This is a genomic window from Streptomyces sp. NPDC058198 (assembly GCF_042882605.1).
In the GTDB taxonomy this organism is placed as follows: domain Bacteria; phylum Actinomycetota; class Actinomycetes; order Streptomycetales; family Streptomycetaceae; genus Streptomyces.
On the sequence record NZ_JBHVVP010000016.1, the window covers coordinates 30,032 to 50,238 of the forward strand.

A 20,207-nucleotide genomic window follows, 5' to 3' on the forward strand; every position below is an offset into this window, starting at 1 on the left:
TTCCGTAAGGGCCCGGCGGTGAACGGCCCGATCGAGGATTCTGATGGCCGTTCCGTTGCGCCGCCCCGAGCCGGCCGATCCCGCCACCGCGAGAGCGAGTCACCGTGCAGCCTGAAACACCGGATCCGTGCGGCGGCGAGGCCGCGCTCGAATTACTGGTCCACGGCGTCGGCGGGGCCACCCCGGCGGAGATGCTCGGCGATCCGCGTACGGTCAGGATCACCGGTGACGAGACGGCCGCCGTGTACCGGCGCGTCGACGACGTCGATGCCGAGCTCCGCCCCGGGCCGTACCGCGACCGGCCGGTCCCGGAGGCGTACTGCTGGTCCAACCTCACCTCGGGCAACGGCTCCCGGGCGCTGTGGCTGCTGCTTCTGCCCTTCATGGTGGTCAACCTCGCGCACTGGATGCGGCCCGCCACGAAGGGACTGGGAAAATCCCAGCGGCTGTACGGCGTGCTGGTACGGCTGGTCGCGCTCACCCTGACCGTGCTGCTGACGGCCGCCGCCTGCGAGGTCGCGCTCGATCTGACCGCGTGGCAGTGTGCCGGCTCGGCGGAGTGTGTCGCGCAGCGGTCCTGGCTGGGCTTCCTCTCGCCGGAGCGGCACGGCTGGTGGTCGCAGCCGGGCCGGCGCCTCGCGCTCGCGGCCTTGGTGCCCACCGCGCTGGTGGGGCTGTTGTGGTACCTCTCCAACCGCACCTGGAGCGCGTACGAGGCCCAGCGCCCGCCGACCGACGAGCGCCCCGCCGAGCACCCGGACGGCGCGGACAGCGCCGCGGACGCGCCGGTGCAGGAGCCGGAGCCGGAATCCGCGGGGGAGACCCGGAGCACGGTCCGGCCGGCCCTCGGCCGCCCCGGGTTCTGGTACGGCCGCCGGCTCGTCGCCCGGCTCCGCGCCGCGCACACCGCCGCGGGATTCCTCACCGTCGCCGCCGCCCTCACCGCGGCCACCGCCGACCACGACCGCGGCGCCGACAGCGCCATGACGGAGACCCTGGGCCTGCTGCTCAGGGCAACACTCGCCGTCTGCGGGGCCGTTGTGCTCTGGGTGGTGTGCAGCAGGGGCCGCAGCGAGCGCAGGCGCGACGGCAGCCTCGACCGGGCGCTGGTCACCTGGCTGCCGGCCGCCGCCCTCACCCTGCTCGGCCTGACCGTGGTGTTCGCCGCCTGGTCCCGGCCCGGCTGGGTCTCCACCGGCGCACTCCCCGGCGACGCCTCCTTCCGGGTGCTCGCCCTCGCGCAGGTCGCCCTCATCGTCACCCTCGCCGTCACGGCGTACTCGCTGCACCGCCGCGCGCCACACCCGAGGACCGCCATGCGCGGCCTCGGCGGACCCGCCGTCGCGATGCTCGCCTGCGCCCTGGGCGGGGTGATGACCGGCGGGATCGCCCAGCGCGTCGCCGACTGGCTCGACGGGGACGCCACACCCGGCATGGGCGGTGGCGCGATCGTCGGCCCGCCCGTGCTGCTGAGCTGGCAGGCCGCGGCCATCCCCGTCCTGCTCGTGCTGCTGCTGATCCCGGTCAGCGTCCTCGCCGTGCGGACCGTACGGACCGCACGCAGGCTCGCCCCGGTGGTCGAGGCGGAGTACGGACCGGTGACGCCGGACTCCCTGCGCACCCGCCAGATAGCCGGTGTCCGGGCCAGGGCCGTACTCACCGACGCCGCTCCCCGGCTCGTCGGCATCCTCTCCGGCGCCGCCCTGCTGCTCGGCGCCGCCGCGGTCGCCGGGTCCTGGCTGAGCGGCGAGGTGCCGGGGCAGGCAGCGGAAGGCACCGACTCGCTCGTGGAGTCCGTGGCCGACACCGCTCAGGCACTGGGCTCCTGGCTGATCGGCCTCGGCTTCATACTGTTCGTCACCTGGGGCCGCCGTGCCTACCGGGACGCCTCGGCCCGCCGCACCATCGGCATCCTCTGGGACGTCGGCACCTTCTGGCCGCGCGCCGCCCACCCCTTCGCGCCACCCTGCTACGCCGAGCGCGCCGTCCCCGACCTCACCTGGCGGATCGCCTCCTGGACCGGACGCACCGGCGGCCGGCTCGTCCTCTCGGGCCACTCCCAGGGCAGCGTCCTGGCTGCGGCCGCCGTCTGGCAGCTCCAGGCCGCCACCCGCAGCCGGGTGGCGCTGCTGACGTACGGCTCACCGCTGGAGCGGCTGTACGGCCGCTGGTTCCCCGCGTACTTCGGCGCGGGACCGCTGAGCGAGCTGAGCAGGGAAGTGCACTGCTGGCGCAATCTGTGGCGGGCCACCGACCCCATCGGCGGCCCCGTCCTGATCCCCGCCGACGGCGACCGCCCGGAGGTCGACCGGGGGCCGCTCAAGGACCCGCTCGCCTACAGCCGTACGGCGCTGCACCCGCTGCCCGAGCCGGTCCTGGGGCACTCCGACTACCAGGCCGACCCGGCCTTCGCGGAGGAACGCGCCGCGCTGCTCGACCGGTTGCCGCCGGCCGCACTGCCGCGACAGCGCGGCGAGCAGACGCACCGGCCGTAGCGGGCGGACCGGAGCCTCAGGGCGCGTCCGGCGGAACCTACGGCAGTTCGGGCAGATCGTCCGCGTAGAGCAGGGTCAGGTCGTCCGTGCTGGTCTCCGGCAGCTGGGCGACCCGGCCCGCGTGCCGCTCCACCATCGACTCGAACGTCTGGCGCGCGGTACGGCCGTTGCCGAAGGCCGGCCCCTTCGGCAACGCCGTGAAGTACTTGACCAGCGCCTCCGCCGTACCGTCGCCCAACCGGTACTCCTGCTCCTCGGACTGCTGCTCCACGATCCGCAGGAGCTCGTCCGGTTCGTAGTCGCTGAAGGTGATGGTCCGTGAGAAGCGGGACGCCACACCGGGGTTGACGGTAAGGAACCGCTCCATCTCGGCGGTGTACCCGGCGACGATCACCACGACCGCCTCCCGGTGATCCTCCATCAGCTTCACCAGCGTGTCGATCGCTTCCTTGCCGAAGTCCCGCCCGGAGTCCTCGGGGGAGAGGGCGTACGCCTCGTCGATGAAGAGCACCCCGCCGCGCGCCCGGTCGAACGCCTCCTGCGTACGGATCGCGGTCGAGCCGATGTGCTCGCCGACGAGATCCACCCGGGAGACCTCGACAAGATGACCGTGCTCCAGCACCCCGAGGGAGTGCAGGATCTCGCCGTACAGCCGGGCGACGGTCGTCTTGCCGGTGCCGGGGGAGCCGGTGAAGACCAGATGGCGGCGGACCGACGCCGCCTTGAGGCCCGCCTCCTTGCGGCGGCGGCCGACCTCGATCATGTCGGTGAGCGCCCGGACCTCGCGCTTGACGCTGTCGAGGCCGACCAGCGAGTCGAGTTCCCCGAGGACCTCCTCCGAGCCGCGCGCGGGCGCCGTGGCGGGGGCGATGCCCGTCGCCGCGGCGGCCGCCGGCTGCGACGGGATCGCGCCCAGGAGTCCGGGCGACTGGGTCGCCGTCAGCACGGCCGGCGGTTCCAAGGACGGGGACGGCGGCGTCAGTACGCCACTTTCGTCACTCGTGCAGTCCTCGGCGGTCGGCCCGTCCTCCGCGAAGTCGTACCCACCGCGCGCGCACCGTTCCGTACGGCAGCGGGTGAGCGTCGTACGGCAGCCGTCCATCACATGGAAGCCGTAGCCGCCGCTGCCCGTCACCCGGCAGTTGTGGAAGGTGCCGCGGCCCTCGGCCGAGACATAGAAACCGGCCTCGGCCGGCGAGGTGACCGTGCAGCGCTCGATGGTGGGATCGGCGCCCTTGGTGACGATCACCCCGGTCTGGACGGCGTCGATCGTGCAGGAGTTCAGCGTGCCGCCGCTGCCGTGGTCCCGGAACCAGGCCCCCGTGGACGCCTCCCTGATCCGGCAGTCGTCGAGCTGCACGGTCGCGCCGTCGCTCACCGACACCGCCGTGTTGCGCACCTGGGAGAGATCGCTGTCGACGACATCGACGCGCGAGCCCCGGTCGAGGACGAAGAGCGCGTCAGGGACGTCGTGCACCCGGCAGGAGTCGAGGACGGCGGTCGCGCCGTCGCTGACCCAGACCGCCGGGTAGTCGCCCGTACTGTCGTGGATCTCGCACTGGTTGGCGTCGACCCGGGTGCCCGGATCCCAGACGGAGAGCCCGTTGCGGCCGAAGCGGCGCACCGTGGAACGGGTCAGGGTCAGCACCGAACGGGAACGGAGATCGACGGCGTTCTCCGGGATGTCATGGATGTCGCAGTCGGAGAGGGTGAGCACCGCGTCGGTGTCCAGGGTTATCCCGTCCGCCGAGGTGCGGTGCACGGAGGAGTCGGTGAGATGAGCGGCGGCGCGGGACGCGATCTGCACGCCGGTGCCCTTGATCTCGTAGACCTCGCAGCCGATCGCCTCCAGACCGCTGCCCTCGCCGGTGACGGACAGGCCCGCGCCCGAGGCGTGGTGGATCCGGCAGCGCTCCAGCCGCGGATGCGCGCCGCCGCGCACCGAGATGCCCGACTGACCGGCCGCGACGATCTCGCACTCCTCGAACACCCCGCCCGCGCCGTCGAGTACGCCGATGCCGACACCGGCCGGATTGTCGACGGTGCAGCGGCGGACGGTGGGGCGGGCGGAGCCCCGTACCTCTATGCCGGCCGCGGAGCGGGTCACGATCCGCAGATCCATCAGCTCGGGCGCGCCGTCCTCGACGAGCAGCGCGGGGGCCGCCGCGTCCTGTCCCTCCACATGGAGGTCCTGGACGGTGGCGGAGGCGCGCACGGTCAGCGGCACCCCGTCGGTGGGCGCGATGCGTACGGAGCCGAGCGAGCCCTCCGGGCCGCGCAGCGTGACCGCGCGCGAGACGATGAGATTCTCCCGGTAGGTGCCCGGGGCGATGGTGAGGACATCGCCGTCGCCGGCGGCCTCCAGGGCTGCGGCGAGGGAGGCGTACTCGCCTGTGCGGCGCCGCCAACGCGATGTTCCGGTGTGCGTCACCTGGACCGTGCCCTGTGCCATGGCGCTGTTGTGCCCCCACCTCGTGCGTGTGCGCGTGCCGTGCCGTCCCGGGCGCCGGCCCCGGACCCCGGCGCCGCACAAGCGGACCGGGCGGCACCACCGTAGCGCGCGTGGCGGCGTTGAGTTGACGCGAGCGGCCGGTCTCAGCTGCCCGCGCCGGTACGGCCCCAGTCGGGACCGGCTTCGGCCCAGGCCCGGTCGAGCCGCTCGTACCGCCGCTGTATCAGCCGCCATACGATCAGCCGCCGTACGCATTCCACGAACACGGCGGCCACGGCGGCAGTACCGAATCCGGCCAGAACCGCGTGGACCCGGGCGCTGGCCGCGTTCATCGGGCGCTTCACCTGGTCGCCCCGCTCGTCGGCCCACATGCTGAACGTGTCGCCGGCGTGCGGTCGGTACAGCGGCGCGGAGACCGTGCCCGTGTGGGCACTGCCGTCCGCCGCGTGCCAGGTGGCGATCACCAGGCTGCCCGCGTCGTGTTCCGTGGACGACTCCGCGTCGTAGGCGGTGACATGGCGCGCCGTCGAGCGGCCGACCACCACGGCGGTCGTCCGGTGCCGCTGCTCGTGCTGGAGACGCACGGTGTCCCGCAGCGACGCGTCGACGAGGGCTCCGCAGATCCAGCCGGTGGCCGGGGCGGCCGCGGCGAGCAGCAGCGCCGCCGTCAGCGCCACCCACGCCTCCACAAGATCGGTGCTCCGGCGCAGGGGGTTGCGCCGCCAGCGCCAGAGTCCCACGATGGATCGCACAGTCCCGCACCCCCTTCCATGTCCGTTTTAGCCCCGGGCAGCCCGGTTTACGCGTGATGGGCGAGAAGAGAGAGCAAACTCACCCCGATGTCCTGTGCGCTCAACAGGCGTACCGCAACGTCGTGTTCCCGCCGAGGCCCTTTCCACGCGGGGTACGGGACCGGCGGCGTCACGCGAGGACGGTCACCGGATCGCCCGCCCGCAGCGTGCCGGTGGACTCGGGGACGAGGTTCTGGCCGAAGACCAGTTGGCCGCCGAACCCGCGATAGCGGCCGAGCGTGCGCAGCGGCTCCTTGCCGCGCTCCGCCGTGCGCTGGTCCGTGGTGGTGATGACGCAGCGGCCGCAGGGCTTGGCGACCCGGAAGGTGACCTCGCCGACGGCGATCCGCAGCCAGTCGTCCTCCGCCCAGGGCGCCGTCCCCGCCACGACGAGATTCGGCCGGAACCGGTCCATGGGGAGCGGGCCCTCGTCCGGGTGATCGCCCTGCGCGATCAGGGAGTTGAGCGCGTCGAGTGAGGCGGTCGTCGTGACCAGCAGCGGAAAACCGTCCGCGAAGCTGACCGTCTCCCCGGGACGCGCGTAGAACGGATTGACGGGCCGGCGCGTGGCCGGGTCGTCGAGATGTACCAGCCGGACCTCCACCCCGAGGTACGTACTGAACCAGCCGTGTACATCCTGCGTGTCATGGCCGGCGAGCACCGACTCGATCCTGGTCCCGAAGATATCCACCACGACCGTGCCGTCGGCCTTCGGCACGTCGACGGCCAGCGGCTCGAGGCCGGGCGCGTGCAGCCGGATCCCGCCGTCCGGCCGCGGCTCCGCGCGGGCGAGCGCCAGCCGTGGCTGCTGGCGCTGTGTGACCGCCTTCCCCGTCCCGTCGATCAGCGTCCAACGGCGGTCCCCCGCGAGTCCCCAGGGCTCCACGACCGCGCTGTCGGGCGTGCAACCGGCCATCGACTTGACCGGATGGACCCGCAGGGCGTGCAGAACAGGCTGGACCGACATCGGCATGCGGCCATCCTGTCAGCCGTCCCCGGCTTCCTGCAGGTCAGTACCCCCGACCCTGGTAGGGGCGGTTGTACGGGTCGTCGTACGGAGAGGGCTGCGCGGGCACCGGCCGCGGCGCCGCGGGGCGCATCGCCTCGTAGCCCGTGCCGGGCATCGGACGCTGCTGCTGGGGCTGAGGCTGGGCGGGGTAGCCACGGGGCGGGGCCTGCTGCGGGATGTACGGCGCAGGCGCGTGCTGCATCGGCATGTGCTGCGGCATCGGCTGCTGCTGGTATCCGCCGTACGACGGCGTGGGCTGGGAAGGGCCCGCGGGGAGGGCGGGCAGCGCGGAGGGCAGAGCCGGCAGATAGCTGTTGCCCGTGTCGTAGGCGGAAGGCACTCGGATCGGGGCGATCTGAGGCGTGCCCCGCTCCGCGACCAGGGAGTCGTAGATCGGGGTGTCCGGGAACGACGGCGCGGTGTAGTAACCGCCGCCGTAGGTGGCGCGGGGGGAGGTCATAGAACATAAGTTAAGCCCACGATGTGCTGGTTGGGGAGTCCCAATCTTCGGGTCATCCGTTTTACGCTGCTTCTGTCCGCCTGACCTGCCCAAACATCGTTAAAGCTTCCGTTAACAGCGGGGGCTTTTCCGTTGGAGGGCCTCATGGCTGACGAGATATGGCGGATGGGCTGCAAAGGGCGGCACCCGGGTGGCACTCGCCAGGACGGAGGGCTTCGACCCCGAGCGCCTGGAACCTTACGACTATCAAGAGATCGCCGACGGCAACCGCGGCCTGCCGGTCGTCATCGCCGACAGCACGCTCGATGAACTTTGCTGAGGGGTTCTGTGGATCCAAGCGGAGGGCACTTTTTACGTGCAGACCATCGGGTTGCGTCCCAGGGGCCATGTCAGTGCCGATGGTTCGGGGGTGGTCGGTCATGCCGGGGCGCGGTTGCTGACCGATCTTGCTGATGCCACCGGGCTGACTGCCGCGTACTCCACCGCGCTCAGGTCGCTTCGGCCGCGCGGGATCGGGCATGATCCGGGCCGGATCGCCACCGATCTGGCGGTGATGCTCGCCAATGGCGGCGAGGCCGTCGCAGATCTGGCCGTACTGCGGGACCAGGCAGAGGCGTTCGGCCCCGTCGCCTCGACACCGACGGCCTGACGGCTTCTCGCCGACGTTGACGAGCGGGCACTGGCTTCTCTGCGCTCGGCCCGCGCCCAGGCCCGGGAAGTCGCCTGGTTGCAGGCCGCCGAACAAGGCGAAGGCATACCCGCGGCCCGCGACTCGGAGGCCGCCGACCGCTGGACCTGGCTGGTGATCGCCGCCCACACGCAACTCCGCCTCGCCCGACCGCTCGCCACCGACCTCCGGCGACCGTGGGAGAAGCCGGCCCCGCCGCACAAACTGACTCCGGCCCGCGTCCGGCGCGGGTTCCGGAACCTGCGCACGAGAACCGGCTCGCCGGCCGGTGCACCGAAACCCACCAGCCCCGGCCCATCACAAGGTCGGCACCAAACCCCGACGAACTAGTTAGAGAACAGGCTCAGTGGATGTTTCAATACCTGGCATAATGGAGAAAAAGCCCATACCGAACCAAACGGGCTGCCCATCCCTTTCGGGGTGCGCGGCCCGCTGCGTTTTGTGACGTGGCTTCTGTGGTTGTGGGTTGTGAGCCCGGACAGGGATCGCTGAACCTGTGCTGTTCCCCACGTGGGGGCCTGCCAGGCCGAGGGCAGTCCCCACTGAAGGGGCCCACATGAGTACCAGCGTTCAGTCACCGTGGCAGGAACCGCTGGGGATAGGTTCCCTCCTCGGCCAGGTGGGCCCGACCGCCGAGGCGGGGGAGGCGAGCCGGGCAGCGGCCGCAATTACAGTCCTGGCAATCCCGCCGATCCCCGTCGGCAGCTCACCGGTCGGGTTGGCGTTTATCCCCAGCGGCGACCTCTACGTCACCAACTCCGGGTCGGCCAATGTGTCGTTGATCAGCACCGCCACGGACACCGTGGTCGGCGCCCCGATCCCCGTCGGCGGTACGCCGGTCTGGCTGACGGTCGCCCCGAACGGCAACGCCTACGTCCCCAACAGCGGGTCGAACACGGTGTCGGTGATCAGCACCGTCACCAATACCGTCGTCGGCGCCCCGATCCCCGTCGGCAACCAGCCGGCCGTAGCGGTGGTCATCCCCAACGGCGACGTCTACGTTGCCAACTTCGCTGCAAACACCGTCTCGGTGATCGACACCGCCACCAATACCGTGGTCGGCGCCCCGATCCCCGTCGGCGGCCAGCCGGTCGGGATGGCGGTGGCCCCCAACGGCAACGCCTACGTCTGCAACCGGGGATCGAACACGGTGTCGGTGATCGACACCGCCACCAACACCGTCGTCGGCGCCCCGATCGCCGTCGGCAACCAGCCGAACTTCGTGGCGATCGCGCCCAACGGCAATGCCTACGTCGTCAACATCGGGTCGAACAACGTGACGGTGATCGACACCGTCACCAATACCGTCGTCGGCGCCCCGATCGCCGTCGGCAATCAGCCGTGGGGAATCGCGGTCGGGGCCGACGGGAACGCCTACACGGCCAACCGGGCGTCGAACAGCGTGTCGGTGATCGACACCGTCACCAATACCGTCGTCGGCGCCCCGATCCCCGTCGGCAGCGGACCGATCGCCGTGGCGGTCGGCGTCAACGGCAAGGTCTACGTCACCAACATCAACTCCAACAGCGTCAGCGTCATCCAATTCGCCCCGACGCTGACCACCATCAGCCCCACCCAAGGACTCACCACGGGCGGAACGTTGGTGACGATCACCGGCACCAACCTGACCGGGGCGAGTGTCGACATCGGCGGCAACCCCGCCACCGGGGTGAGCGTCAATCCCGCCGGTACGCAGATTACCGCCATCACCCCGCCCGGGGGGGCCGGTCCGGCCACCGTCACCGTCACCACCCCTGGTGGCAGCGCCAGCCTGGTGGGTGGCTACCTCTACATCCTCCCCGTCCACGCCACCTCGCTGACCGCCACCCCGGCACTGAGCAAGCTGTTCCCGCCGCAGGTGTACTTCCCGTTCCTCAATGCCACGCTGACCGACCTGGTCACTGGCCTTCCGGTGGCGAATCAGACCATCACCTTCACCACCGGCGCCCATGTCCTGGGCGCCGCCACCACCAACGCCCAAGGCCTCGCCAGGGTGAACGAGACGCTCACCCTGACCCTCATCCTCCTCAACGGCGGATACAACGTCTCCTTCGCCGGCGCGACCACCCCGTCAGCCACCCTGTCACCGTCCAGCGACCACGCCGGAGTCATCGAACCCTGACCCCCACCGGTCACCGGCCGGCCCGGCGGCACCGACGGGCGCAGCCCAAGCACAGTGCCACACCGCGCCCAAGCAGCCGCCGGGTCACCCAGGCGACCGCCACCATTCCGTGTGCTCTCAAGACCAGGAGCACACGGAATGGTCTCCTCCGCGGCACAACGCCACGGTGCCGACGGGCCCGCCGCACGTGGAAGGCCCGGACCGTGACCGGTCCGGGCCTCCGTACGCGCCGTGCTCACTGCGGGGGCGTCAGCCCCGTGCCTGGAACGCCACCTCGCTCACGCCCCAGAGGAACTCGCCGCCCAGCGGGTTCTCCGGCCATTCGGCACGGAAGTTCCGGACGAGAAATTCCACCATCCCGCAGTCGTAGCGACTCCACAGCGAGCCGTTGCGCTGGTAGACCACGACCGGCCACTTGGCGGGATCGTCGTCCGACGCCTCCCAGCACAACATGTCCGCGGTGGCGTTGACCCCCCAGGTGATCAGCACCGGAGAAGTGCCCTCCAGCTCGGGTGTCTTCTCCTCCGTCTCCCAGTCGGCCTCGGCGTTCGCCGTCTCGATCACCATGCCGTCCCGCGGTGCCTGCTCCAGCGGCACCTTGGGGTCCGGCCTGCCGATCGACAGGTAGTTCTGCACCACGCCGGCGCCGTAAACCTCCATGAAGCGCCGGTAGTCGGGCGGGAACGGCTTGCCCCACGACGCGGTGTGGGCGTCCCAGTCGACCGTCGTGCCCCCGTCCGCCGGCGGCGGCATGAGCCGTCGCAGGGCGTCCAGGTCGGTCGGCTCACTCATCGGTACCTCGCTCTGTGTCCATTCGATCCTCGTCGGTCCGCGTCACTGGGTGCTCCCTGTGGGTGTCGGCGCACCACCGCTGGCCATCTGTGTGCCGAGATTGTCTCCCGTACTCAGTTCGTTCGGTATGAACACCTGGAAGTTGATCCCGACCGAGCCGTCGGGATTGACGCCGTACGCCGACATGTCATACCCGGTCGGCACCGTCCTGCTGCCGTCGTAGCGCGGCGACACGGTGTACATGACGTCCTGGCCGGCCATCACGGCCGTGTAGACCAGGCTCTCGTACGCCCTCATGTGCTCCTCGCCCTGCGTGGAGCCGACCTGCTTGGCGTTGGCGCCGCGGGCGCACGGGGAGAGGTTCGCCAGGACGCCCTTGCCCGCCAGCTTGTTGCCGATGAGGTGACAGGCGTTGACGTTCCTCTGCGCGTCCAGCCCCTTGCCCGTGGCGAAGTTCTGCGCCCACTGGTATCCCGGCGGGTTCGAACCCACGGCGGTGCCCTTGTTCTTCTTCAGGTAGTCCTTCGTCAGGCAGGCCTCCGCGGCCGTGGCCCGGTTGCCGTTGGCCGCGTCACGCTCGCCGTACTTGATCCAGCCGTCGCCGCAACCGGACCGGTTGTCGTCGTCGGGCTCCGGCTGGGGCCGCGGGACGCGCCGCGGGTCGGGTGCGGGCTGGTCGTCGGTGTTGTCCCGCGCCCGGGCACGCTCGTCGATCCGTTCCCGGACCTCGTCGACGACGTACTCGACGGCGGCGGCGACGGCGATGATCGCGACCGTGACCACGACCGCGGCGACGAGGGCCACGGCGATCGCCGGGATGGCGAGGGCGAAGAAGTGACCATCGATCTCGACGTTGCTGATCGGGTTGCCGCCGGTGAAGGCGTAGCGGTTGCCGGTGAAGGGGTCACTGCCCAGACCCATGTCGGCCAGGGCCCCGTTGTACATGTCCCGGCTGGTGAAGCGGTTCAGCCCCGGGTCGTAGTCGCGGAAGCCCATGTCGTACGTGCCGGATCCGGCGTCCCACCGCTTGGCGTTGTAGCGGTAGGAGTTGTACTCCTCCTTGGTCGGATCGGCGGCGTCCGGCTTGTCGATGCCGGTGAACTCCGACGAGTCGTCGTTGCCGTAGGCCGTGTAGCCGTAGGTGGCCTTGGTGTTGCCGCTGTCGTCGGTCAGGGTCTCGACGTCGGTGTGGCTGTTGTAGCCGTAGTACGCGTCCTCGGTCGTCCCGTTCTCGTTGTGCTTGACCTGCGACAGGCGCTGGCCCCACGGGCTGTACTGGTAGGACTTGGTGAGCGTGCCGGCCACTTCCTCGGTCAGCACCTCCTGGGAGAGGCCGAGGTAGCGGTAGTCGGTGGTCTTGCCGTCGGCGGTCTTGGACGAGGTGCGGTCGAGCGGGTCGAAGGTGTACTTCGTCGACTTCATCGCGCCGTCCGCGTCCCGCTGCTGGGACTCGACGACGTGGTCGAAGCCGTCGTAGATGCTGCGCGAGACGACCTGCCCGTCCTGGGACGTCGACTCCTGACGGCCCAGCGGGTCGTAGTTGAAGGAGGTGACGGACCCGGCGGTGGTCGACGTCTGCAGCCGGTTGCGGTCGTAACGGAAGTCCGTGGCGGTGCCGCCGACGGTCTGCTGGACGACGTTGGCGTTGTCGTCGTGGACGTACGTTTCCGTGGCGGCGCCGTTGCCGGTCTTCACCGACTTGGCGATCCGGTCGACCGGATCGTACGCGTACTCGGTGGTGGACTCCAGGTACGCCGAGTGGTTGTCGGCGTTCATCTTCTTCGCCGTGTCCTTCGCCTTGTTGCCGTTGGCGTCGTAGGCGTAGGTGTGCGAGGCGACCAGTGTGTTGTCGGCCTTCTTCTCCGCGCTGGTCTTCACCGCGCCGTCGAGGAAGTAGGTGTGGTCGACGGTGTTGCCGTTGTCCTTGGTCTCCTGCAGTACCTCACCGCGGTCGGTGTAGGCGTAGGAGGTGAGCTTGGGGTCGGTGTCCGTGGGCGACGTGCCCACAGAGACCGACTTGGCCTTCTCCCTCAGGTCGTAGGTGTATTTCGAGTACTGGTCGGGGTGGGTGATCGTCTCGGGCTGGTCGTTGGGGTCGTAGGTGTAGGCCGTGCTCGTCTTCTCCTGGCCGGCCAGGGTCTCGGTGATCCGGGACACCCGGTTCAGGCCGGTGTAGGAGATCGTGTACTTGTCGACCTCGGCGCCGGACGACAGGTCGTCGATCAGCGAGAGGTTGTCGTTGAGGTCATAGGCGTAGCGGAAGTGGTGCTTCTCCGCGTCGATGTCGCCGGTCAGGTCGCGCACCAGCTTGACCCCGTCGGCCACGACCTTGCCGTCGGCGGCCTGGAACAGCTCCAGCTTCGCCGCGTTGCCTTGGGCGAAGTCGTACGTGCCGAGGCTGACCCAGGTGCCCGCCGCGGTGGACTGGTCGACCGTCTTGTCGGTGCTTCCGCCGGTGTGGGTGACCTTGTACCTGGCGGTCTTGCTGGCGCCCGCGACCTGCGGGAACTTCACGTAGGCGGTGTACTTGCCGTTCTTGGGGATGTTCAGCGTCCAGGAGTACGCGTCCGTCCCGCTGCCGGCCGCGTGCACGCGGTGGTCGAAGCCCTGCTGACCGGTGAGGCTCGCCGTGGTCCAAGTGCCGGTGGAGCTGGTGTGCTGGATGTCGGAGTTGTCGACGAGGGGCACCGCGGTGCCGACCGGCACGCCGTCGTCGGTCTTCTCCTTCAGCTTGCCGTTCGGGTAGTAGCTCCAGCCCATGGTGCGGCTGACGGAGTCACCGGCGGAGCTCAGCGTCCTGGAGGTCTGCAGCCCCAGGTCGTTGTACTCGTAGCTGGTCCGGATGTCCCACGGGTCGGTGGAGCTCCTGGTCCACCCGTTGTCGTAGTAGGTGAACTCGGTGTCGTTGCGGACCGTCTGGCCTTCCGAGGGCGGCAGCGAGGTCCGGGTGACGCGGCCGACCGTGTCGTAGAACGTCTGCGTATAGACGTTCGGGTCGGCATAGCGGGTGTCCGACGAGTTGTACGGCAGGTACTGCTTGACCGGCCGGTTCAGCGCGTCGTACTCGGTGCGCTTGGTGAAGTCGTCGGCGTTCGCGGTCTCCGTGCCGCGTGGGGTGATCACCCGGGTGGCATTGCCGACCTGGTCGTACTCGTAGCGGGTGGTCCGGTACGTGGTGTCGCCGCCGGTGCCCGAGTGCGGAACCTTGACCTCGGTCTTGCGGCCCCGCTCGTCGTAGCTGGACAGGGTGGTGTTGCCGTCCGGGTCCGTGTCGGCGACGACCAGTGCGTCCTTGTCGTAGCTGCGGTGTGTCACGTTGCCCAGCGGGTCGGTGACCGAGGTGACCCGGTGCTCCAGGTCGTAGGTCATCTTCGACGAGAAGTCGTCGAGGTCCGCCGTCCGGTTCTTCTTCGGGTCGACGACCTTGACGTTGTTGCCCACCGAGTCGTACGAGTACGAGATCTTCTCGCCGACAGCGTTGACCACCGAGGCGAGCTGGTAGATCTCGTCGTAGTTCTGGGTGGTGGTGTAGTCGTCCGGGACGTCGGGCGTGGCCACGCCCTTCGGCTCGGTCGTCGTCTTCAGATGACCGGTCTTGTCGTAGGTGTAGGTGGTCCGGCGCAGGGGCTCGGTCGGCGAGTCCTGCGGCGAGGTGGCCTCGGTGATCTGGTCGGCCGCGTCGTAGTCCGCCGTGGAGACCGCTCCGGTGGGTGCGATCGCCTTGGTGACGTTGTCGTTGGCGTCGTAGTCGGGTGCCGGGACGGTGACCAGGTCGTTCTTGGCCTGGTCCCTCGGCACCGTCCTGACCATCGGCCGGCCGTACGTGTCGTACGTCTGCGTGGTGCGAAGGCCCAGCGGGTCGGTGGTCTTGGTGACCTTGCCGCGCTCGTCGTACTCGTAGGTCGAGCTGTTGTTCAGCGCGTCCGTGATCTTCGCCGGGTAACCGGTCGGGACGAACTCGCTGTTCACCGTGGAGTTGCCGTTGGCGTCGGTGGCCTTGGTGAGCTGACCATGGGCGTCGTACTCGTACCGGGTCGTGTAGTCGCCCTCGGCGGGGGTCGCGACGCCCTTCGGGTCGGTGACCGTCTTCAGGTTGCCGAAGGTGTCATAGCCGAACTGCCAGGCGCGGCCCTGTGGCGACGTCTTGCGGTAGAGGTCAGAGGAGTAGCCGTCCAGCCGCTTGACGTACTCGAACTTCTGGGCGTTGACCGGGTGCTTGTCGGGCGCGCAGTCGCTCTGCGGCGGAACCCCGCCCGTGTTGTGCTCGGCGGTGCGCTTCCACAGCGGGTAGCCGGTGAGCGCGTCGTAGCAGTACGCGGTGACGGCCCCGTTGTGCTCCTCCATGTAGGTGACGTTGTTGTCTGCGTCCCACGCCAGCTCGGTCTGCTGCGACTTGGCGTTGACGGACCGCACCGGGCGCCCGTAGTCGTCGGTGACGTACGTGGTGTCGTGGCCCTCGGCGTCGGTGACCACCGTGGACGTGAAGCGGGTGTCGGCCGTGCCCGGGGCGTAGGCGAACTCGGTGGTGCCGTCGATGCGGTCGGTGATGGTCTGGGTCCACCAGTGGTACTTGGGGTCGTCGCCCTCGTTCGGGTAGTAGTAGTCGAGGCCTGTGGCTTGGCCGCGCGGGTCGGTGATCTCGACCAGCTTGACGTTCTTGTTGCCCTGCTCGGCGTCGTACGTGAAGCCGAAGACCTTCGGCTGGGACGAGCCCGCGCCGTCGGTCAGCTTGGTCAGTAGTCCCTTGTCGGAGTACTCGAAGGCCAGCTTGCGGCCCGAGACGTCGGTCATCGACTTGAGGTGGTCTATGATCTTTGGGCTGCTGGTGTCCGACTTGGTGTAGTAGGTAGCGGTGAGCGTCTGCCGCGCGGCCGGATCGGTGATGTACTTGAGGAACTTCGTCGGCTTGTTGTTGGACTTGCGTTCCTCGTATGTGAACGTCTGGGTGTTGCCGTTCTTGTCGACGACGGACGTCTGGTAGCCGTCACAGCCGAACAGGAACCGGGTGCCGTCCGGGCGGGTCATCGTCCAGGCGTCCGGTACCGGGTCCTTTGCCGGGGTGCAGTCCAGTCCCGGTTTGGCCGACAGCCGGAAGTGGACGCCGGCCGGCGCCTTCCATGTGCCGTCGTCCTGCGCCCGGAAGACATGGGTGGTCCCGTCCCCGTCGGGCAGCCGGACCTCCCGCGGGTTCGGGTTCGGGTGGAAGTCCAGCGGGGCGCCGAGCCGGATCGGTCCCGCGGCCTGCACGGACCAGCCATGACCGGCGACGGTGTCCGAGGTGTCCTGGGTGTTGTAGGCGAAGCGGACGAAGGTGTTCAGGCCGCGGCCCGGGTTGCTGAGGGCGTTGTACTGCCAGACGCTGTTCCCGGCGGCGGTGTTGTTCATCAGCGACGAACCCGCGCCGGTGTTTTTGCCGTTGTACGAGTAGTACTTCTCCAGGCCGAGCTGGTCCGACGTCGGGTCCTCGACGGTGACGTTCTGCCGGAGTCCGGGTATGCCGCCCGTGCCGGACAGCCAGGTGCCCGCCGCCGTGTCCCGGACGTCCCAGGTGAGGACGTGCTCGGTGCGCTTGTTGCCGGAGTCGGAGTTGATGGGGGCGCGGATCTTGGCCTGCACGGTGACCGAGTCGCCGGGCAGCAGATCGGCGGGCAGGGCCGTCTGGAGCTGGTTGCCGCCGCTGGTGACGTCCGTGCCGTCCGGGAGCGCCCACCGGTAGCTGAGGGCGTGGGTGCCGGCCTTCCAGATGGACGTGGTGGTGTTGGTGAGGGTGAACTCGACGGTGTGATCGCTGTTCGGGGTGATCCGCGCCGGGGTCTGCGGCGCGTAGTACGTCGACTCGGTGGTGGAGTCGATGTACGTGATCGCGATGCGGGGCCGCAGCCTCGGCTCGACGCCCTCGGAGGAGACGAAGACGGTGCGTTCCTTGGGACCGGCCTCGTCGGCGAGCTTGATCAGCACACCGTGCTGAGTGGCGGGGTCGCGCACCCAGCCCTGCACCATCGAGGACACGTTCCAGTCGCGGCTGGCCGGGTCGTTGGTGAAGGAGCCGAGGTCGGACACCGGGCTGCCGGTGTCGCCGCCCGCGGTGGTCCAGGAGGCGGTGGAGTCGGCCTTCTGCCAGGTGGCGGTCGCCTCGTCGAAGGCCCGTGTGAGCGGGCGCAGTTCGTACCTGGCTCCCGCGGCGTCCGTGACGGTGGTGAAGCCCCAGAGCTTCACCTGGGCGTCCAGTACCCGCGCCGTGGCGGGGATGCCCAGCCCGGGGAACTTCACCGCGGCCCGGCTGGTGCCGTAGGTGGCCGAACTGTTGCCCGCCATGAGCCAGTTGTGTGAGGCGCCGCCGTCCGCGATGGTGTCGTGCGGCTGCGCCGGCTGCCCCGCGGTGAGCGTGGCGTCCTGGGACGCCTCGATCAGCTTGATGGTGCGGCCCGCCTTGGGCAGGCGTGCCAGCCGGGTCGGGGCCTGGACCGTCTGTCCGTCCCGGGTCTTCACCACGACCATGTAGTAGTAGGCGCGGCCGAGCGGGTCGGCGTCGTCCGCCCGGGTGGGCACGGCGGAGCTGTCGGTGAAGGCCGTCGTGTCGGGTGCCACCGGGGCGACCAGGGTGGAGGCCGAGGGGGCGAAGTTCTGGAAGACGGAGCGGTGCACCTGGTACTCAGCCAGGTCGTCACCGGAGTTCGCCGAAGGGTCCTGGTACGCGGACCAGTTCAGCTCCGCGCCGGTGGCGTGGATGGTGCTCGGGGCCGCCAGGTCCACGCCCGGGCGGCCGTAGGTGAGGACGAGGCGCGGGTAGTTGACCGTCTCGCCGTTGTAGGCGTACTCGCTGCCCTCGTAACGGGGGCCGCCCTTGGGTGCGGTCGCGCTCTCGTCGCCCGCCTTGACCACGAATCCGTGGTTGGCGTAGGTGCCGTCGATCCACTGCTGGACGGTCTTGGTGACCGGGAAGGAGTGCCAGGTGTTGGACTCCGCCGGCTTCTTCGTGACGACGCCGCCCCGGGTGAAGCGCACGGCGTCGGCGATCACCCCGGTCGAGGTGGAGGCGGGACCGTCACCCAGGACGACCTTGCCGAGCGTGCCGGCCTTGAACGGGTAGGTGCCCAGCGCCCGCCACACGCCGCCCGACCCGGCCTGCTGGTCGACGTTCCGCGCAGTGCTGCCGCCGTCGTGCGTCACTGTGTACGGCGCGTTGGTGGCCCGGTCCTCGGCGGGCACGGAGTGCGCCTCGACCAGGTAGTCGCCGCTTTCGGGGAGGTTCGGCTGCCAGGTGTAGGTGTCCCCGGCCACCGAGTCCTTGTTGTACAGGTAGTCCTTGTTCACCGCGTACTGCGTGTACGCGGTGTTGCCGGACGCCGGCCAGGAGCCCTTGGCGGCCGTGGTGCCGGAGTCGCCGTCGTCGACGATCACGGAGGTGCCGGACAGCTCGCCGGTCAGGTCCTTGGCGCTGTTCCAGGTGGCGGTCGACTCGTTCCAGTCCGCGGTGGCGCGGTGCGCCTCCAGCCCCACCTCGTCGTCGCTGGTGGTGTGCGACTGGTCGTAGTAAAGCCGGAGGTCGGCGGAGTCGAGCCGGGTGCCCGACGGGATGCCGCTCACCGGGAACCGCAGCAGGGCCCGGGAACTGCCGGTGGTGGTGTTGCCGACGGAGAGCCGCCAACTGGTGTCGTAGTTGTCGCTCGGCCCGTCCGAGGAGATCATCACGTCCTGGGCCTGCGACGGCGGCGGCGAGATCGCGATCGTCGGGTCGATGGTGACCGGGAACCGCCGCTCGGGGGCGGCGAGCCAGGTGGCGTCCGGGGTTACCGTCAGTTTCCAGCTCTTGCCCGCGCGGGTGAGCTTCTGCGTGACATCGGTGCTGTGGGCCGTGCCGTACGGGGACTCGGCGTCCTTCCTGGCGTCCGTCATGAACGCGGGCGGCAACTCCAGGACGGGGTCCTTGCTCTCGCCGTAGAGCCGGACGGCGCCGTCCTTGCCGGCCTTGGGCGTCAGTCCGCCCGGGTCGAGCGTGAAGGTGAACGACAGCGGGCCGGCCGGGCGTTCACGAAGGACGATGTTCTCCTTCACCCGCCCCGGACCGACCTCGTAGACGAGGTCCGCGCCGGACACCGCGTCGCGGTAGGTCACCCGGTTGTCCCGGGCCACCGGCGCGAGGGCTCCGGCGTCCGGCAGCCCGAGGGTGACGACATGGCCGTCGGAGGTCTCGAAGCGCACCAGGCCGTCGGCCTTCTTGCCGAACCAGGTGCGGGCGGTGTTGGTGGTGTTGGCGAAGGCGTATCCCGGCCGGTCGACAGCCTTGATGCCGGGGTCGATCGCCTTCCACTTCTTGCCCGCCCGGTAGCCGGTGGGTACGGCCGACACCTCGGCCTGCACCCGGCCGTCGGACATGCGCCAGTACCGTGCGTGGGGCGTGCGCCGGGCACTCAGTTCGGCGACCCGGTGGGCCTTCGGAGCCGGGGCGCCCTTGGGGAGCTTCTCGCGGCTCGGCAGGGTCGGTTCTCCGCCGGTCTCGGGTGCTTCGGGACCGGCGTCGTCGTCGCCGTCGAACCAGTTCCCGATGGTGGCGATCAGACCCTCGGACGGGCCCTTGCCCTCCCCCCCACCGTTTGTCGCCGGAAGCGCGTAGGCCGCTTGCGGTAAGACAGACATGGTGATCGCCGTGACCACCGTCACGGCGATCACCCGTATGGGTCTCGCTCGCGTTGCTGTTCTTCTCATGCCGCCCCCTCATGATTTCGGCGCTCTCCCGTGGGCGGGCGCCAATTCGTACACGAAAGAAAGGGAATCCGCGGTGGAAAGCACGGATTCCGGCAGTGCGTGAGCAGCCGGAAACATGGGGCAACGGCATTTGACACCGCATTACTGCGGCATCATTCACCGCCCGACGCACCGGCAGGGCGCATCATCTACCAGTGGCCCATGTGCATGTCAACGACATTCGCATCAGGCGACAAATGGCCAACAATAGGCAAATGTTGGCCATCAGTCGAAAGTCTCGGAACCGGTCACTTGTGCCGGATCGCGGCATGCCGCGCCTTTCCGTTCCGGAGTTCTGTCCCGATTTCGGCAACGCTCCGTACCACTGAATCCGAGGCGGTGCCGCAACGATCTCTTCGGATTGACGACCGTCGGGCGGAGTGCGATTCCGCGCAGGCCTGACCCGTTCGAATCAGACGCCTAAGCTTGTCATTTATGGTTCGGCGTCGAACGCGGCTGGAATCTGGTCGGCGTTTTCGCAGTTCAGCGGGCAGCTTCGGGCGTGCGTCGAAGGGGTCGCGATACCGGATCTGAGGGCTTGCCAGGGGCGCGTCTTCAGAGGTAGGGGCTCCACCCACGACCTGACCCCCACCCGTAGCCATCGCCGCGTCCCCCCGAACGCTGGTTGTCACTGTGACGTTTGAGGACGCGGC

General features: G+C 69.7%; 10 protein-coding genes and 1 pseudogene. 5 read left to right on the top strand and 6 right to left on the bottom strand.

The genetic code is table 11. The annotated features are described in order from the left end of the window. Positions 1 to 104: 104 nt before the first annotated feature. Complete coding sequence (locus ACFVWW_RS31490) at positions 105 to 2,495, top strand: hypothetical protein (protein WP_386878018.1); 2,391 nt, start codon at positions 105 to 107, stop codon at positions 2,493 to 2,495. A gap of 37 nt (positions 2,496 to 2,532) precedes the next feature. On the opposite strand, the gene ACFVWW_RS31495 is transcribed toward ACFVWW_RS31490, so the two are convergent. The 4 genes from ACFVWW_RS31495 to ACFVWW_RS31510 all read right to left on the bottom strand — a co-directional run bounded on the left by ACFVWW_RS31495 (position 2,533) and on the right by ACFVWW_RS31510 (position 7,207). After that, positions 2,533 to 4,947 carry a right-handed parallel beta-helix repeat-containing protein gene (locus ACFVWW_RS31495; RefSeq protein WP_384186102.1) on the bottom strand — a complete coding sequence of 805 codons (2,415 nt, stop codon included), beginning with the start codon at positions 4,945 to 4,947 and terminating at the stop codon, positions 2,533 to 2,535. 143 nt (positions 4,948 to 5,090) lie between these two features. Next, complete coding sequence (locus tag ACFVWW_RS31500) at positions 5,091 to 5,699, bottom strand: hypothetical protein (RefSeq protein WP_384186105.1); 609 nt, start codon at positions 5,697 to 5,699, stop codon at positions 5,091 to 5,093. 169 nt (positions 5,700 to 5,868) lie between these two features. Next, entirely contained in the window at positions 5,869 to 6,711 is an 843-nt protein-coding gene (locus ACFVWW_RS31505) for an MOSC domain-containing protein (protein ID WP_384186108.1), read from the bottom strand. Positions 6,712 to 6,748: 37 nt separating this feature from the next. Then, positions 6,749 to 7,207, bottom strand: coding sequence for a DUF6643 family protein (locus ACFVWW_RS31510; protein ID WP_384186111.1), 459 nt, complete (start codon positions 7,205 to 7,207; stop codon positions 6,749 to 6,751). A gap of 190 nt (positions 7,208 to 7,397) precedes the next feature. Between ACFVWW_RS31510 and ACFVWW_RS31515 the strand changes: the two genes are divergently transcribed. From ACFVWW_RS31515 to ACFVWW_RS31530, 4 genes and pseudogenes are all read left to right on the top strand, one after another. Continuing rightward, on the top strand, positions 7,398 to 7,526 hold the full coding sequence (locus ACFVWW_RS31515; RefSeq protein WP_384186113.1) for a hypothetical protein: 129 nt from the start codon (positions 7,398 to 7,400) through the stop codon (positions 7,524 to 7,526). Positions 7,527 to 7,562: 36 nt separating this feature from the next. After that, positions 7,563 to 7,856, top strand: a complete 294-nt coding sequence (locus tag ACFVWW_RS31520) for a hypothetical protein (RefSeq protein ID WP_386878019.1) — start codon at positions 7,563 to 7,565, stop codon at positions 7,854 to 7,856. Positions 7,857 to 7,964: 108 nt separating this feature from the next. Beyond that, a pseudogene (locus ACFVWW_RS31525) lies at positions 7,965 to 8,198 on the top strand (transposase); the annotation flags it as partial. A 253-nt stretch (positions 8,199 to 8,451) separates the two neighbouring features. Beyond that, on the top strand, positions 8,452 to 10,017 hold the full coding sequence (locus ACFVWW_RS31530; RefSeq protein WP_386878020.1) for an IPT/TIG domain-containing protein: 1,566 nt from the start codon (positions 8,452 to 8,454) through the stop codon (positions 10,015 to 10,017). Between the two features lie 249 nt (positions 10,018 to 10,266). Here ACFVWW_RS31530 and ACFVWW_RS31535 read toward each other — a convergent pair whose 3' ends face one another. Both ACFVWW_RS31535 and ACFVWW_RS31540 read right to left on the bottom strand, forming a co-directional pair. Beyond that, on the bottom strand, positions 10,267 to 10,809 hold the full coding sequence (locus ACFVWW_RS31535; RefSeq protein ID WP_384330476.1) for a hypothetical protein: 543 nt from the start codon (positions 10,807 to 10,809) through the stop codon (positions 10,267 to 10,269). 42 nt (positions 10,810 to 10,851) lie between these two features. Beyond that, on the bottom strand, positions 10,852 to 19,446 hold the full coding sequence (locus ACFVWW_RS31540; RefSeq protein ID WP_386878021.1) for a DNRLRE domain-containing protein: 8,595 nt from the start codon (positions 19,444 to 19,446) through the stop codon (positions 10,852 to 10,854). Positions 19,447 to 20,207: the final 761 nt, after the last annotated feature.

Bases quoted from the DNA above. Each gene is read 5' to 3' on its own strand.
- ACFVWW_RS31505 (WP_384186108.1), bottom strand. From the start codon at position 6,711: ATGCCGATGTCGGTCCAGCCTGTTCTGCACGCCCTGCGGGTCCATCCG.
- ACFVWW_RS31540 (WP_386878021.1), bottom strand. From the start codon at position 19,446: ATGTCTGTCTTACCGCAAGCGGCCTACGCGCTTCCGGCGACAAACGGT.
- ACFVWW_RS31530 (WP_386878020.1), top strand. From the start codon at position 8,452: ATGAGTACCAGCGTTCAGTCACCGTGGCAGGAACCGCTGGGGATAGGT.
- ACFVWW_RS31495 (WP_384186102.1), bottom strand. From the start codon at position 4,947: ATGGCACAGGGCACGGTCCAGGTGACGCACACCGGAACATCGCGTTGG.
- ACFVWW_RS31535 (WP_384330476.1), bottom strand. From the start codon at position 10,809: ATGAGTGAGCCGACCGACCTGGACGCCCTGCGACGGCTCATGCCGCCG.
- ACFVWW_RS31510 (WP_384186111.1), bottom strand. From the start codon at position 7,207: ATGACCTCCCCCCGCGCCACCTACGGCGGCGGTTACTACACCGCGCCG.